The following is a 15,708-nucleotide window of genomic DNA, read 5'->3' as shown; positions in this document are numbered from 1 at the left end:
TGAGCTCCCGGGCACGGTGAGCGGGGTGCGGCGCGCGGGTGACGGCGGTCACGGCCGGCCCGGGTGACGGGGGTGACGGCGGTCACGGCCGGCCCGGGTGAGGGGGCCACGGTCCGGGGCACGGTGTCGGTGCGTCCGGTTACCGTTCTGGGGTGCCCCCACGCCTCACCCATCCCGACCAGCTCAAGGAGCTGCTCGGTATCCCCTTCACCCCGGAGCAGACGGCCTGCATCACCGCGCCGCCCGCCCCGCAGGTGATCGTGGCCGGAGCCGGCTCCGGCAAGACGACCGTGATGGCCGCCCGGGTGGTGTGGCTCGTCGGCACCGGCCAGGTCGCCCCCGAACAGGTCCTCGGTCTCACGTTCACCAACAAGGCCGCGGGCGAACTCGCCGAACGCGTCCGCAAGGCCCTGGTCGCCGCCGGGGTCACCGACCCCGACGTCATCGACCCGGACAACCCGCCCGGCGAGCCGAGCATCTCCACCTACCACGCCTTCGCCGGCCGGCTGCTCACCGACCACGGGCTGCGCATCGGGCTCGAACCCACCACCCGGCTGCTCGCCGACGCCACCCGCTACCAGCTCGCCGCCCGTGTGCTGCGTGACGCCCCGGGGCCTTACCCGGAGCTCACCCACTCCTTCCCCACCCTGGTAGGCGACCTCCTCGCGCTCGACGCGGAGCTCGCCGAGCACCTCGTCGAGCCCGGCGCCCTCGCCTCGTACGACACGGAGCTCCTCCGTACGCTCGAGGGCGTCAAGCTCTCCAACGAGCAGCTCCGCAAACTCCCCGAGACCGCCCGGGCCCGGCGCGAACTGCTGACCCTCACCGAACGGTACCGGGACGCCAAGCGCGGCCGGGACCTCGTCGACTTCGGCGACCAGATCGCCCTCTCCGCCCGGCTCGCCCTCACCCGTCCCGAGGTCGGCGCCCTGCTGCGCGAGGAGTTCCGGGTGGTGCTGCTGGACGAGTACCAGGACACCTCCGTCGCCCAGCGGCTGCTCCTCTCCGCCCTCTTCGGCCACGGCCCCACCGGTGGTACCGGCCACGCCGTCACCGCCGTCGGCGACCCCTGCCAGGCGATCTACGGCTGGCGCGGCGCCTCCGTCGCCAACCTGGACGACTTCCCCCTGCACTTCCCGCACGCCGACGGCACCCCCGCCACCCGCCAGAGCCTCAGTGAGAACCGGCGCAGTGGCGGCCGTCTCCTCCAGCTCGCCAACGGCCTCGCCGCGCCGCTGCGCGCCCGGCACGAGGGCGTCGAGGCGCTGCGCCCCGCCCCCGGCGCCGAACACGACGGCGTGGTCCGCTGCGCGCTGCTGCGTACCCACTCCGAGGAGATCGACTGGCTCGCCGACTCCCTCGCCCACCTGGTACGGACCGGCACCGAGCCCGCGGGGATCGCCGTGCTCTGCCGCACCGCCTCCGACTTCCCGCAGATCCACGCCGCGCTGGTGGCCCGCGACATCCCCGTCGAGGTCGTCGGCCTCTCCGGGCTGCTCCACCTCCCCGAGGTCGCCGACCTGGTCGCCGTCTGCGAGGTCCTCCAGGACCCGGGGGCCAACGCCTCTCTCGTCCGGCTGCTCATCGGCCCCCGCTGGCGGATCGGCCCCCGCGACCTCGCGCTCCTCGGCCGCCGGGCCCGCCTCCTCGTGCACCGCGCCCCGTCGGGCGACGGAGACGGGGACGGAGACCTGCGGCTCGCCGAAGCGGTCGAGGGCACCGACCCGGCCGAGGTCGTCTCGCTCGCCGACGCCCTGGACACCTTCCTCGACCACGGCGGTGACGAGGACGACGGGCTCCCCTTCTCCGCCGAGGCCCGGGTGCGGTTCGCCCGGCTCGCCGCCGAGCTGCGCGACCTGCGCCGCTCGCTCGCCGACCCACTGATGGACGTCCTGCACCGGGTCCTCGCCACCACCGGCCTCGAGGTCGAACTCTCCGCCTCCCCGCACGCCCTCGCCGCCCGCCGCCGCGAGACCCTCGCCAACTTCCTCGACGTCGCGGCCCGCTTCGCCTCCCTCGACGGCGAGGCGACCCTCCTCGCCTTCCTCGGCTTCCTGCGCACCGCCGCCCAGTACGAGAAGGGGCTCGACAACGCCCTGCCCGGGGGCGAGAACACCGTCAAGGTCCTCACCGCCCACAAGTCCAAGGGCCTGGAGTGGGACGTCGTCGCCGTGCCGGGCCTCGTCACCGGCCAGTTCCCCAGCAGCCGCGCCCGCGACTCCTGGACCTCCCGTGCCAAGGTGCTCCCGCACGCCCTGCGCGGCGACGCGGCCACCCTCCCGGCGCTGGAGGGCTACGACGCCAAGGCGCTCAAGGCGTACCAGCAGGAGATGAAGGAGCACCAGTACACCGAGGAGCTGCGCCTCGGCTACGTCACCTTCACCCGCCCCCGCTCCCTGCTGCTCGGCTCCGGCCACTGGTGGGGCCCCTCGCAGAAGAAGACCCGCGGCCCGTCGGTCTTCCTCGACGCGCTGTACGAGCACTGCGCCGCCGGACACGGCGAGATCGAGGTCTGGGCCGAGGAGCCGGAGGCAGACGAGGAGAACCCGGCGCTCGCCGCCGAGAAGGAAGCCGACCTCGCCTGGCCGCTCCCGCTGGACGCCACCGCGACCGCCCGCCGCCGCGCCGCCCGGGACACGGTGCTCGCGCACCTGGACGCCTGGGCGGGTACGGAAGCGCTCCCGTACGCGGGGCCGGACCCCGCTCCCGCCGGAGGCGACGGGGGGGATGCGTACGGCCCGTCGGCCGGGGACCCGTTCGAGGAGCCGGACTGGGACGACTGGGACACCCTCGCCACCGACCGTCCCGAGGAGACCCCGCCGGCCCCCGCCGAAGCCGCTCCCGGACCCGTCGCCGACGACGCCGCCCGGGGCGACGCGGACGCTCCCGCCGCCCTCCACCCGTACGTTCCCGCCGCCCGGCACCCCGTCGAGCTGACCCCCGAGGAGAGCCGCACCCTCGCCTCCTGGGACCGCGACCTCGACGCCCTCGCCGGGGAGCTGCGCCGCGCCCGCGCCACCGTGCGGGACGTCGTCGTACCCGCCTCGCTCTCCGCCACCCAGCTGCTCCGCCTCGCCGAGGACCCGGACGCCTTCGCACGCGAGCTGGCCCGCCCGATGCCCCGCCCGCCCCAGCCCGCCGCCCGCCGGGGCACCCGCTTCCACGCCTGGGTCGAGTCCCGCTACGAGGAACTCCCGCTGCCGATGCTCGGCCCCGACGAACTCCCCGGCAGAGGCGACGGCTACCACGAGATCGACATCGCGGACGAGCGCGAGCTCGCCGAGCTGAAGGAGGCGTTCGAACGGACGGAGTACGCCCGCCGCACCCCGTACCGGGTCGAGACCCCGTTCCAGATCTCGCTCGCGGGCCGGGTCGTCCGGGGCCGGATCGACGCGGTCTACCGGGCGGAGGACGGCACTGACGAGATCGTCGACTGGAAGACCAGCCGCCACCGCACCGCCGACCCGCTCCAGCTCGCCGTCTACCGGCTCGCCTGGGCCGAACTCCACGACGTGCCGCTCGAATCCGTCACCGCCACCTTCCTCTACGTCCGCACGGGGGAGACCGTCCGGCCCCGCTCACTGCCCGGCCGGCCGGAGCTGGAGCGCCTGCTCCTGGACGACCCACCGTCGCGGGCCCGTTAGGCTCAATGGCATGAGCGACACCCCGGACAGCGCCGTCCAGCCGTACATCGAGCAGCACCGCGAAGCCTTCCTCGACGACCTCGCGGCATGGCTCCGCATCCCCTCCGTCTCCGCCCAGCCGGAGCACGCCGGGGACGTACGGCGCAGCGCCGCATGGCTGTCCGAGAAGCTCGGGGAGACCGGTTTCCCGGTCTGCGAGGTCTGGGAGACCCCGGGTGCCCCGGCGGTCTTCGCCGAGTGGCCCTCCGACGACCCCGAGGCCCCCGTCGTCCTGGTCTACGGCCACCACGACGTGCAGCCCGCGGCCCGCGAGGACGGCTGGCACACCGACCCGTTCGAGCCGGTCGTCCGGGACGGACGGATGTACGGACGAGGCGCCGCGGACGACAAGGGCCAGGTGTTCTTCCACACACTCGGCGTCCGCGCCCACCTCGCCGCGACCGGCCGCACCACCCCGGCCGTGCACCTCAAGCTCCTGATCGAGGGCGAGGAGGAGTCCGGCTCCCCGCACTTCCGCGCCCTGGTCGAGGAGCGGGCCGGGCGCCTCGCCGCCGACGCCGTGATCGTCTCCGACACCGGCATGTGGGACGAGAACACCCCGACCGTCTGCACCGGCATGCGCGGCCTCGCCGAATGCGAGATCGAGCTGTACGGCCCCGAGCGGGACATCCACTCCGGATCGTTCGGGGGCGCCGTCCCCAACCCCGCGACCGAGGTGGCCCGGCTGGTCGCCGCCCTCCACGACGAGCGGGGCCGCGTCACCGTCCCCGGCTTCTACGACCACGTGGCCGAGCTGACCGACGCCGAGCGCGCTCTCTTCGCCGCCCTCCCCTTCGACGAGGCCGCGTGGCTGCGCACCGCCAAGTCCACCGCCGCCCGCGGCGAGGACGGGTACTCCACTCTGGAGCGCGTCTGGGCGCGGCCCACCGCCGAGGTCAACGGCATCGGCGGCGGCTACCAGGGCGACGGCAGCAAGACCGTCATCCCCGCCTCCGCGCTGGTCAAGATCAGCTTCCGGCTGGTGGACGGCCAGGACCCGGACCGGGTGGAGAAGCTCGTACGGACCTGGGCGGAGAGCCGGATCCCGGCCGGTATCCGCCACCGGATCACCTTCGCCCCCGCGACCCGGCCCTGTCTGACCCCGCTGGACCACCCCGCCCTCCAGGCCCTCGCCCGGGCCATGGGGCGGGCCTTCGGCAAGGAGATCCTCTTCACCCGGGAGGGGGGCTCCGGCCCCGCCGCCGACCTCGGGGACGTACTCGACGTCCCCGTCCTCTTCCTCGGCATCTCCGTACCGTCCGACGGCTGGCACGCACCCGACGAGAAGGTCGAGCTCGCCCTCCTCTTCAAGGGCGTGGAGACGACCGCCCACCTCTGGGGTGAGCTGGCCGCCGCTCTCCGCCGAAACAACTGAGCACCCGACCCGCCCCGGGGGAGTAGGAAGCAAAGCACTGTGAGTACCTTCGACACCGACCACACCGACCGTCCCATCGGTCTCACCGCACCGAGCGGCATCGACCGCGCGGCCCACCACCGTCTGGACGAGGCGTGGCTCGCCGTCGCCTGGAGCCACCCCACCACCAAGGTCTTCGTCGTCTCCGGCGGCCAGGTGCTGGTCGACGACACCGCCGACGGCGGTACCGAGATCGTCATGACGCCGGCCTTCGAGGCCCCGCTGACCGAGACCCACCGCTACTTCCTCGGCACCGACGAGGACGGCGTCAGCTACTTCGCCCTCCAGAAGGACTCGCTGCCCGGCCGGATGGACCAGCAGGCCCGGCCCGCCGGGCTGCGCGAGGCGGGTCTGCTGCTCAGCGCCCGGGACGCCGGTCTGATGGTGCACGCGGTGGCCCTGGAGAACTGGCAGCGGCTGCACCGCTTCTGCTCCCGCTGCGGCGAGCGCACCATGATCGCCGCGGCCGGCCACATCCGCCGCTGCCAGGCGTGCGGCGCCGAGCACTACCCCCGGACCGACCCCGCGGTGATCATGCTGGTCGTCGACGACCAGGACCGCGCCCTCCTCGGCCGCCAGGTGCACTGGCCCGAGGGCCGCTTCTCGACGCTCGCAGGGTTCGTGGAGCCCGGCGAGTCCATAGAGCAGTCGGTCGCCCGCGAGGTGCTGGAAGAGGCCGGGATCACCGTCGGCGACGTCGAGTACGTCGCCAGCCAGCCCTGGCCCTTCCCCTCCAGCCTGATGCTCGGCTTCATGGCGCGGGCGACCACGTCGGAGATCGACGTGGACGGGGACGAGATCGAGGAGGCCCGCTGGTTCTCCCGCGACGAGCTGACCGAGGCCTTCGAGTCCGGCGCGGTGCTGCCCCCGAACGGCATCTCCATCGCCGCCCGGCTCATCGAGATGTGGTACGGCAAGCCCCTGCCGAAGGCCCGCCCGCTGGGCTGAGGCGGCGGACACGTGCTGCCCGCGGGCGGGGACGACACCGTCCGCCCGACACCGTCCGCCCGACGGTGGGCGGCGGACGCGGGGTACGGCCGCAGGGCCCTCGCCGAGAGCGCGTGCGGCGACCGGCCCCGCCCCGTCGTCGTCGAACCGGAACGTGGGGAAGCGGGCCCCGGGCCCCCGGGGCGGCCCCCGGGGCCCCAGGCCTCGGTGATCTTCCCGGGGCGCGTCGCACGGGGCGGCGCGACCGTCCCCGCGCCCCGCAGCACGGCTGCACCACAGCCGACGAGGCCCACGCCGGGTTCTTCACCGGGCGTGGGCCTCGTGAGTGCGAGCCTTGCCTGCTGCCTGCTGCCTGCTGCCTGCTGCCTGCTGCCTGCTGCTCGCCGCGAGTGTTCTGGCGTGCTGGTGTCGATCAGGCGCCGAGCGCCTGCTTCACCTGAGCCAGGCTGGGGTTGGTCATGACGACCTCGGGGCCGCCCTCCGGCAGGATCCGGACCGTGGGAACCGTCTGGTTCCCGCCGTTCGCCTTCTCGACGAACGCGGCCGACTCCGGGTCGTGCTCGATGTTGATCTCGGTGTACCCGATGCCCTCGCGGTCCATCTGGCCCTTGAGTCGGCGGCAGTAGCCGCACCACGTGGTGCTGTACATCGTCACAGTGCCCGGCATGTCGCTGGTGCTCCTCTGGTCGTCTCGTCCGTCTGGCCGCCCGCCCGAAGCCGGAAAAGGCTGAAAAGGCGCGGTGTCGGGGTCGCCACGTCACGTGCCCCGAACGGCAGCCCGCACGCGGAACCCGCTCGGACAACGCTCGGACCCCCGCCACCATTCCCCTCGGATCCCCTCCGACGCCGGGCCGCCGCGGTGACGGTGCGCCAGGGAGAACCGTGCGGGATCCACGGATCTCCGCGGAGGAAGGCGCGATGAGGGCCCGGGATCACGCGACCGGCGCCGCGTCCCGGAGGCGAGCGTGGGGGGAGCACCTCGTCCGGATCGCCGGACAGGAACTCCCCTCCGTGTCGACTCCGAGTCGACGAGGTGCGGAAGCAGCTGCTCGACGGCTTTCCCCGCCCGCGCCGCCCGGAGGGCCGGTGAGTAAGGGGCGATACGGCGGAAGACCGTCGTGCAGGCCCTGTACGGCCACCGCTCCGGTATGACGGATGCGTCACCCCTGTGGACGACGACGTCGTCGGCCTCCGGCGACCTGGCAGCATGGACAGGGTGACAGCAGCAACGCACTCCACCCTCTTCCCCCAGGTTCCCGAGTCCCCGGACGCGGTCCTGGAAGGGCTCGACCCCGAGCAGCGCGAGGTAGCCCTCGCCACGCACGGGCCGGTGTGCGTGCTGGCCGGAGCGGGCACGGGCAAGACCCGCGCGATCACCCACCGCATCGCCTACGGCGTCCGCTCCGGAATCGTCCAGCCGGCGACGGTGCTGGCCGTCACCTTCACCAACCGGGCAGCCGGGGAGATGCGCGGACGCCTCCGCCAGCTCGGCGCCTCCGGGGTCCAGGCGCGCACCTTCCACTCCGCCGCCCTGCGCCAGCTCCAGTACTTCTGGCCGAAAGCAGTCGGTGGTGAGCTGCCCCGGCTGCTGGAACGCAAGGTGCAGCTGGTCGCCGAAGCGGCGGCCCGCTGCGAGGTCCGCCTCGACCGGAACGAACTCCGTGACACCACCAGCGAGATCGAGTGGTCCAAGGTCACCCAGACCGTTCCCGCCGACTACCCGGCGGCCGTCGCCAAGAGCCTGCGCGACGCCCCCCGCGATCCCGCGGAGATCGCCAAGATCTACGCGATGTACGAACAGCTCAAGCGCGAGCGGTCCGTGATCGACTTCGAGGACGTGCTGCTGCTCACCGTGGCGATCCTCCAGGACCGCCAGGACATCGCCGACCACGTCCGCGCCCAGTACCAGCACTTCGTGGTCGACGAGTACCAGGACGTCAGCCCGCTCCAGCAGAGGCTGCTCGACCTCTGGGTGGGCGACCGGGACAACCTCTGTGTCGTGGGCGACGCCAGCCAGACGATCTACTCCTTCACCGGGGCCACCCCCGACCACCTGCTGAACTTCCGCACCGCCCACCCGAACGCCACCGTGGTCAAGCTCGTCCGTGACTACCGCTCCACCCCCCAGGTCGTACACCTCGCCAACGGTCTGCTGAGCCAGGCGAGCGGACGGGCCGCCGAGCACCGGCTCGAACTCGTCTCCCAGCGGGAGAAGGGCCCGGAGCCCGCCTACACCGAGTACGCCGACGAGCCGGCCGAGGCGGAAGGCACCGCCCGCCGCATCCGCGACCTCGTCGCCGCCGGCGTGCCGGCGGGCGAGATCGCCGTCCTCTACCGGGTGAACTCCCAGTCCGCGGTCTACGAGCAGGCACTCGCCGACGCCGGAGTGCCCTACCAGCTCCGCGGCGCCGAGCGGTTTTTCGAGCGCCGGGAGGTCCGCGAGGCGTGGGTGGCCCTGCGCGGCGCCGCCCGTGCCGGACGGAACGACGCCCTGCTCGACGGAGCCGAAGGGCTGCCCTCCCAGGTGCGGGCGGTGCTCTCTACCCAGGGCTGGACGCACCGACCGCCCGCCGGATCCGGTGCGGTGCGCGACCGCTGGGAGTCCCTGGCCGCGCTGGTCCGCCTGGCCGAGGACTTCGAAGTCGCCAAGCCCGGTGCGACGCTCACCGATCTCGTCCGGGAACTGGACGAACGCGCAGCCGCCCAGCACGCCCCGACCGTCCAGGGCGTCACCCTGGCCTCGCTGCACGCGGCCAAAGGGCTGGAGTGGGACGCGGTCTTCCTGGTCGGACTGACCGAGGGCATGATGCCGATCGCCTACGCCAAGACCGACGAGCAGGTCGAGGAGGAACGCCGCCTCCTGTACGTCGGGATCACCCGGGCCCGCTTCCACCTCGCGCTCTCCTGGGCGATGTCCCGCTCTCCGGGGGGCCGGGCCGGCCGGCGGCCCACCCGCTTCCTCAACGGACTGCGCCCCGGCTCCGGTGCGGGCGGCCGCGGCGGAGCTGGAGGCGGCGGAGGCATCGACCGCGGGACGGGCACGGGAGCCACCGCCACGACCAGGGCCACCGAAGGCACCGTCCAGCGCAAGCCGTGGGGTCCGGTGCGGTGCCGGGTCTGCGGCCGGACACTGACCGAGGCCGGCGAGATGAAGCTGATGCGCTGCGAGGACTGCCCCTCGGACATGGACGAGGCGCTCTACGAAAGGTTGCACGCCTGGCGGGCCGCCCGGGCCCGGGAGCTCTCCCAACCCGCCTGGTGCGTGTTCACCGACAAGACCCTGATGGCCATCGCGGAGGCCGTGCCCGGCAGCGAGCGCGAACTCGTCACCATCCCGGGCGTCGGGAACCGCAAAATGGGCCGCTTCGGGAGCGACGTGCTGGCCATCTGCGCAGGTGAGGACGGAGACGAGGGGGACCGGGAGGGTGCCGCAGGAGGGTGAGGGAAACTCGTCGGAAAAATAGTTTGCGCCCGCGCCAGTCGTCACCATAGGTTCTTAACCACGGAAACAGCGGCTTCTCCGAAGCCCGCCTTCCGTGCTGTACTTCGCTGTACCCATCCGAATAAGCAGGACCGGTCCCGGCCGGCCCCCCGAGACGCCGAGAGGAGGCGATTCCAGTGATCAGCATCATCAAGACCGTCAAAATGACCGATCGCCCCGTCGTCTCCGCATGCTCGCTCGGCCTCCTCGGCTCTTCGGATGTCTCACTTCCCAGCACCGGTCTGTCCGGCGTCTCCGCCGTTCGTCCGCTGCCGGTGGCGTCCCTGCCCGTGGTCCGGGAGCGCAACGAGCGACCGGCCGAGGCATCGGCGGCAGCAGTAGTGAAGGCGGAACAGGCTCAGGCCTATGCCTTTGCGGCAGCCGGTGCCGGATTCGGTAGCACCGATCAGACGATTCACCACCACACGATGTGGGCCTTCCGTGGGCCTGAACCCTGGAGCGATCCAGCCTGATCCAGCATCAGGCCGGCGCCTTCAGGGCCGCGGAACCCCACTCGGGATCCGCGGCCCTTTTGTTTTGTCCGAACGGATGAGACGGAACGAAGGAGCCTCGGGACAAGCAGTACCTGGTACCAGCCGACCACCGGCCAACAGCCGGAACGAACCAGACGAGGACACCACTCACCGTGCAACTCCAAGCGCACGCCCCGTCCGTACCGCCTTCCGCCCCGATCGTCCCGCCCGGTTCCACGGAGGACCCCACCGTGTTCGCCCTCACCACCCTCACCGCTCTCGACGACGCCATCGAGAACCTCGGCACCCCGGTGCCGTGCCGCTCCTACGACCCCGAGGTCTTCTTCGCCGAGTCCCCGGCCGACGTCGAGTACGCCAAGTCCCTCTGCCGGACCTGCCCGCTCGTCGAGGCGTGTCTCGCCGGCGCCCAGGAGCGCCGCGAGCCCTGGGGCGTCTGGGGTGGCGAACTCTTCGTCCAGGGCGTCGTCGTCGCCCGGAAGCGGCCCCGTGGCCGTCCGCGCAAGAACCCGGTCGCGGCGTGACCGCCGACCTGGGAGCCATGGCTCCCGCAGCACTGCACCTGGTCGGCACCATCGACCGCCCCCACACCCATGACCCGCGAAATCAGGCAGCCATGACCACCCCCACGAAGGAGCCCGTCGGCTCCGCCACGCTCGACGTCACGAACACCGGCGCGAACGACTCGCGTCAGAACAGGAACCGCGAGATGCAACTCATCCCAGAAGCCCTGGCCCGTGCGCATATGCACGACCGCCTGGCTTCCGCCGAGGCGGAACGCCAGGCCCTCCGCCTGGTCTACGCCCGGCGGATGCAGCGCAGGGCGGAGCGCGTGTCGCTGCGTGCCCGCCGCGCGCTCGCCATGGCGGTCATGCAGTAGGACCCCCTGGCACCCTTGGTACGGCCCGGGCCCGATACGGCCCGGGCCCGATACGGCCCGGGCCCGATACGGCCCGGGCCCGATACGGCCCGGGCCCGATACGGCCCGGACCCGGACCGGCACGGTACGGCACGGCTCGGACCGGCTCGGGCCCCGTACGGCACGGCTCGGACCGGCACGGTTCGGACCAAGCCAGGCCGGACCGAGCGCCGGACCGAGAAGACGACGTCACCCCGCCCGCCGGGCAGTCGCCACCCCTAGGTGGCGCCCGCGGGCGGGGTTCGCGCGTGCGTGTCCGCGCGGGAGTTTCGTCCGTGTGTCGGGCGGCCCCCGGTCTCGTTTCCTGTCGTGCGTTCCGCCGCGCCAGCCACCATCAGCGGAGTTATCGTCACCGCGTGAACGAGCAGACCTTGCACCCCCCGCTGCCGGAAGCCCCGCGCGTGCTCTGTGAGCGCTGCGGCACCACGGGGGGCACGAGCGCCCCCCTCACCTGGATGTGTGCGCTGGAACAGGGCGCCCACCGGTACTACTGTGAGCGCTGCGCCCGCGCCCACATCCGCGCCATCGAAGGCCGCCTCGACCCGGATTCCTGGTGAACCGACCGTCCCGGTTCCGGGCAGGCAGCGGCCGTACATCATTTGGGACAGTCGGAGGACAGTGCTCTCCAACCCCGGGCCCGCCCCAGGACTCCCCTGTGCGCCCGAGCCGCGCGCGACCGCCATGCCCGTCGGCCCGCCAGTCTGATCTGCCGGTGCGCCGGGATGACCTGCTACCGGCTCCACCAGGCTGACCCGCCGGTCGGCGAGGCAGCCCTGCCCTCCGGGCTCGGCCGACGCGGAGCCCGCCGTGGGCCGCCGCGGAGACAGACCCGGCGAGCGCTCCGGCGGCCGCCGCGGAGGCGGACCAAGGGCTGCCCATCGGTCGCGCCGACAAGCGGTGCGCCGGCGCGACGGCGGCGGCCGGACACGAGCCAGCCGGCATCCGCACGGCCGTGACATCCGCTCGACGAGCCCCGGCCCTGCCACCGCAGGCCATCCGCATCGTCCCTCCGCCCCCAGGGTGTCCCGCTACCTCGCTACACCTCCTCGGTCGCCCGCGCCCGCCGTACTTTCCCCTCCCCGGACTCCCCGGACCCCCCGGACTCCCCGGACTCCTCCTTGGCGAGGGGAAGGGAGTCCGTGTGACCACCCGGTTCGCCGGGCGAGTCAGTCGGAGAGCCCTCGTTCTCCGGGCCGTCCCCGTCATCACGACCGTCCGCGTCGTCCCCGCCGTAGACCTCGTCGGGGCTCAGGAAGCCGGGCAGCCACGCATCGAGCTCCTCCCGTAGCCGCACCGTCGCGCCCAACTGGCAGAGCACGCCGATCGTGCTCAGCGTCACCCGGTGTATGAGGAGGTAGGACGGGGGGAGGTTCAACTGCCTGCCGAGCTGGTGGGCGGGAGAGCGAGGATCGGCGATCCGAGCCGCCTGGGTGCGAAGCCACGATCGGCTGAAGGTGAACTCCTCCCCCCGCGCCGGTTCGATGACGGGAAGCAGATAACCGAGGACCGCTTCCGGGTCGAGATCCACCGATTCCGGCACGAACCCCGCCCGACGGAGCGTCGCGTAGACCGTCTCCGCCTCACCCCGCAGCGTCATCCGCAACGTCTCGCCGATGATGTCGGGCAGTCCGCCCGGCAACCGGTCGACGGTGCCGAAGTCCAGCACACCGAGCCGCCACTCCCGGGAGTCGTCCGGGCCCGTCACGTCCCTCGGGGACGGTGCGAGCGCCCCTTCCTCCGGGGACGCCCCGGCGGAGGTCCCGTGGGGCGTTCCCGCCGATCCGGGCTTCCCGGCCGATCCGCGCTCCCCGGCCCACTTTTCGACCGGCTCGCCGACGGGCGGCAGGAGCCGGAAGTTGCCCGGGTGCGGGTCGGCATGGAGCAGACCGGTGCGGGCCGGCCCCGAGAAGAGGAAACGCGCGAGCAACTGGCCCGCCCGGTCCCGCTGCTCCGGTGTCCCCCGCTCGATCACCTCGGAGAGCGGGATGCCGTCCATCCACTCCGTCACCAGCACCCGGTCCGAATGGAGCACCACCCCCGGGACCACCACATCGGGGTCGTCCGCGAACTCCGCCGCGTGCTCCTCCTGAGCCCGCGCCTCCAGGGCGTAGTCCAGCTCCTCCGACACCCGGTCGCGCATCTCCTTGATCAACGGCTTGATGTCCACGCCGGGGACCAGCGGCCCGAGCAGCCGCGCGAACCTGCTGAGTTGGGTGAGATCCGAGAGCAGTGCCTCTCCGGCGCCCGGATACTGCACCTTCACGGCGACGTCGCGCCCGTCGAGCCAGACCCCGCGGTGCACCTGTCCGATGGAGGCCGCAGCCGCCGGCTGGTCGTCGAACGAGAGAAAGAGGTCGCGCCAGCCCGTACCGAGGGCCTCCTCCAGCACGCCGTGAACCGTCCGCACCGGCATCGGGGGAGCGGCCTCCTGCAGCTTCGTCAACGCCGCCCGGTACGGTCCGGCCACCTCCTCGGGCAGGGCCGACTCGAAGACGGAGAGCGCCTGCCCCAGCTTCATGGCACCGCCCTTCAGCTCGCCCAGGGTCTTGAAGAGCTGGTCCGCCGTCCGCTGCTGCACCTCACGGGCGACCAGCTCGGCCGATCTGCCGCCGAGCCGTTTGCCGAGGCCCCAGGTGGCGCGGCCGGCGAACCCGAACGGGAGCGCGGCCAGTTTCGCGGTACGGGTGACCGCCTTGCGGGGAAGATCAGACATGTGCTCCTCCAGTTCGTGAACTGCGGTGCCGGTGCGCCCTTCGCATCATCCCGACGACGGCTGTCACCCGGCCATTGTGTCGTGAGCCGAGCCCGAGGCGGGGGAGAGCACCCCGGTGGCGCGAGCAGCACCGCACACACACGCCTGATGGGGTGCGATGCGTTCGCCGCGCCACTCCAGGAGAGGCAGCGCGGCTTCCCAGCGGGCGCCCGTGGTCGCCGGGAGTTCACCGTCCAGGAAAGAGAGGGCGTGCGACGCGGCGAGCCCGGCCACCGCCGCCGACAGAGCGAGGTCGCACGCCGGCACCGCGCCCCGGCGCCCGGTCCGCCACTGTGCCACCAGACGCGGCCACTGCGCGTCCTGGTCCGCCCGGCGCAGACCCAGGCAGCCCGCGCACCCGGTACCGCCGGGCAGCACCAGCGGGCCGACCACGCCGGTGGCTTCGATCACTCCCGCGTACAGATGAGGGATGCCCGCGGAGATCCATGGCTCGGCCGTCCCCGGGTCGGGCGCGTACACCGCGAGGCCGTCCCGCGGCGCGACCACGACCAGGGAGAGTCCGGGGCCGCTGCCCTCCCGCCCCGAGTCCGACTCCGCGGTGCGCGGCTGGCCTCCCGCGGCCGACTGGCGCACCAGCCGACGGGCCGAGGCATCGCGGCGTTCACCGACGGCCGAGGGCGGCAGGCCTCCGGGAGCCACGTCCCAGGGCTCCGTGAGACCGCCGTCCAGCACGTCCACCCGTCCGACGCCCGATCCCGAGAGCAGGGCCGCGATCGCCGCCCCGACCCGCCCGGCGCCCCGGACCTGGACGCGCATCGCCCGCCTCGCGGCGAGCCGGCGGACCGCGCTTCCCGGCTCGGGGTGCACCACGGAGAGCGAGGCGGCGTCCGACCGCTGGCGGTCCAGGACGTCGGCCCGGCGGCGTAACGCCTCGGACTCCGGGCCCGCCGCGTGCGGATCGTCCAGGAGACCGGCGCCCGCCAGTCGCTCCACGAGGAGGTCCACGTGGCGCTCCGCCAGATCCAGCGAGCGCGCCTCCTCCTTCAGCAGGGGCAGCCCTCGGGTGCCGTCGAGCAGCTCCAGGAAACTCCCCGTGGCGATATCCAGAGGACCGAACGTGACCGCGTGTGCGGGGGTGACTCCGAATTGCACGGTGCTCCGCCCACGCCAGGCGCGGCGCAGTGCGGGCTTCAGCATCGGGTGCATCCTTTTTCTCCTTTGCGGTCGGGTCGCTTCTCTGACGGGTCGTCGGCCGGTCTTCTCCAGCCGGTCTCTCCGCTCACAGAATGCCGTGGGAGCGTGAAACCCGTCGAAAGTTATCCACAGGGGAGGGAATTAGTCGTTCAAATGGTGTGCTTCCTGGGGGGATCGTCGACGAACTGCGGAGGAGGCGGGACTTCCGCCGGGAACAGCGGGTAACGTCGGGGCGTGCCCGCCGACCCGTCTCCCGGCCTCGCCGGGGAGACTCCCGCGCGCTCCGCCGCTGCCCTGCAGCGCGGGGCCACCCGCCCGATCCGCACAGCCGCCAAGAGCGCGGTGGAGGTGCGCAGGAGCGACCGGCGCCGCAGGACGGTGTCCGCCTACCGCGAGGGCGACCGCACGATCGTGCTGATCCCCGCCCGGATGTCGGAAGCCGAAGAACGCCGCTGGGTCGGCGTGATGCTCGACAAGCTGGCGGCGCAGGAGAGCCGGCGGGTGCTCGGCGACGGCGCGCTCGTGGAGCGCGCCGCCCGCCTGTCCGACCTGTACCTCGAAGGACGGGCCCGGCCCGTCTCGGTCCGCTGGGTCACCAACCAGAACACCCGCTGGGGCTCGTGCACCCCCGCCGAGGGCAGCATCCGGCTCTCGCACCGGCTGCAGGGCATGCCGGAGTACGTCGTCGACTACGTGCTCGTCCACGAGCTCGCGCACCTCCTCGTGCCCGGCCACGGCCCCGGCTTCTGGCGTCTGCTGGAGACGTATCCGCGCACCGAACGGGCCCGGGGGTACCTCGAGGGCGTCGTGGCGGCGGACCGGCTGCCGCATCTGCCCACCGCCCGGGAGGAGTGACGACCACCGG

General features: G+C 73.0%; 12 protein-coding genes. 9 read left to right on the top strand and 3 right to left on the bottom strand.

Annotation, left to right across the window (positions count from 1 at the left end; translation table 11 throughout):
• The first annotated feature begins 152 nt into the window (after positions 1-152).
• From PZB77_RS09865 to nudC, 3 genes are read left to right on the top strand one after another with little or no spacing between them, the layout of a single operon-like run.
• Positions 153-3,644, top strand: a complete 3,492-nt coding sequence (locus PZB77_RS09865; protein WP_275492196.1) for an ATP-dependent DNA helicase — start codon at positions 153-155, stop codon at positions 3,642-3,644.
• A gap of 10 nt (positions 3,645-3,654) precedes the next feature.
• A complete protein-coding gene (locus tag PZB77_RS09860; RefSeq protein WP_275492195.1) occupies positions 3,655-5,058 on the top strand; it encodes a dipeptidase in 1,404 nt (467 codons plus the stop codon).
• Positions 5,059-5,097: 39 nt separating this feature from the next.
• Entirely contained in the window at positions 5,098-6,045 is a 948-nt protein-coding gene (gene nudC, locus PZB77_RS09855) for an NAD(+) diphosphatase (RefSeq protein WP_275492194.1), read from the top strand.
• A 412-nt stretch (positions 6,046-6,457) separates the two neighbouring features.
• On the opposite strand, the gene PZB77_RS09850 is transcribed toward nudC, so the two are convergent.
• On the bottom strand, positions 6,458-6,712 hold the full coding sequence (locus tag PZB77_RS09850) for a mycoredoxin (RefSeq protein ID WP_275492193.1): 255 nt from the start codon (positions 6,710-6,712) through the stop codon (positions 6,458-6,460).
• Positions 6,713-7,261: 549 nt separating this feature from the next.
• Between PZB77_RS09850 and PZB77_RS09845 the strand changes: the two genes are divergently transcribed.
• From PZB77_RS09845 to PZB77_RS09825, 5 genes are all read left to right on the top strand, one after another.
• On the top strand, positions 7,262-9,487 hold the full coding sequence (locus tag PZB77_RS09845) for an ATP-dependent DNA helicase UvrD2 (RefSeq protein WP_275492192.1): 2,226 nt from the start codon (positions 7,262-7,264) through the stop codon (positions 9,485-9,487).
• Between the two features lie 176 nt (positions 9,488-9,663).
• Entirely contained in the window at positions 9,664-9,999 is a 336-nt protein-coding gene (locus tag PZB77_RS09840) for a hypothetical protein (protein WP_275492191.1), read from the top strand.
• 173 nt (positions 10,000-10,172) lie between these two features.
• Positions 10,173-10,541, top strand: coding sequence for a WhiB family transcriptional regulator (locus PZB77_RS09835; protein ID WP_275492190.1), 369 nt, complete (start codon positions 10,173-10,175; stop codon positions 10,539-10,541).
• 17 nt (positions 10,542-10,558) lie between these two features.
• A complete protein-coding gene (locus PZB77_RS09830) occupies positions 10,559-10,897 on the top strand; it encodes a hypothetical protein (RefSeq protein ID WP_275495986.1) in 339 nt (112 codons plus the stop codon).
• Positions 10,898-11,292: 395 nt separating this feature from the next.
• A complete protein-coding gene (locus tag PZB77_RS09825; RefSeq protein ID WP_275492189.1) occupies positions 11,293-11,493 on the top strand; it encodes a hypothetical protein in 201 nt (66 codons plus the stop codon).
• 479 nt (positions 11,494-11,972) lie between these two features.
• Here PZB77_RS09825 and PZB77_RS09820 read toward each other — a convergent pair whose 3' ends face one another.
• Both PZB77_RS09820 and PZB77_RS09815 read right to left on the bottom strand, forming a co-directional pair.
• Positions 11,973-13,649 (bottom strand): AarF/ABC1/UbiB kinase family protein, encoded by a 1,677-nt coding sequence (locus tag PZB77_RS09820; protein ID WP_275492188.1) that lies wholly within the window; start codon positions 13,647-13,649, stop codon positions 11,973-11,975.
• A 63-nt stretch (positions 13,650-13,712) separates the two neighbouring features.
• On the bottom strand, positions 13,713-14,855 hold the full coding sequence (locus PZB77_RS09815) for a ThiF family adenylyltransferase (RefSeq protein WP_275492187.1): 1,143 nt from the start codon (positions 14,853-14,855) through the stop codon (positions 13,713-13,715).
• Positions 14,856-15,077: 222 nt separating this feature from the next.
• On the opposite strand from PZB77_RS09815, the gene PZB77_RS09810 reads away from it, so the two are divergent.
• A complete protein-coding gene (locus PZB77_RS09810) occupies positions 15,078-15,698 on the top strand; it encodes a M48 family metallopeptidase (RefSeq protein WP_275492186.1) in 621 nt (206 codons plus the stop codon).
• The last annotated feature ends 10 nt before the right edge of the window (positions 15,699-15,708 follow it).

This window comes from Streptomyces sp. AM 2-1-1 (assembly GCF_029167645.1).
GTDB lineage: Bacteria > Actinomycetota > Actinomycetes > Streptomycetales > Streptomycetaceae > Streptomyces.
The sequence above is the reverse complement of the archived record's forward strand: the minus strand, read 5'-3'. Positions and strand labels throughout refer to the sequence as shown.

Coding starts and splice junctions, on each gene's coding strand:
- PZB77_RS09860 (WP_275492195.1), top strand. CDS start 3,655: ATGAGCGACACCCCGGACAGCGCCGTCCAGCCGTACATCGAGCAGCAC.
- PZB77_RS09830 (WP_275495986.1), top strand. CDS start 10,559: ATGGCTCCCGCAGCACTGCACCTGGTCGGCACCATCGACCGCCCCCAC.
- PZB77_RS09820 (WP_275492188.1), bottom strand. CDS start 13,649: ATGTCTGATCTTCCCCGCAAGGCGGTCACCCGTACCGCGAAACTGGCC.
- PZB77_RS09850 (WP_275492193.1), bottom strand. CDS start 6,712: ATGCCGGGCACTGTGACGATGTACAGCACCACGTGGTGCGGCTACTGC.
- PZB77_RS09815 (WP_275492187.1), bottom strand. CDS start 14,855: ATGCACCCGATGCTGAAGCCCGCACTGCGCCGCGCCTGGCGTGGGCGG.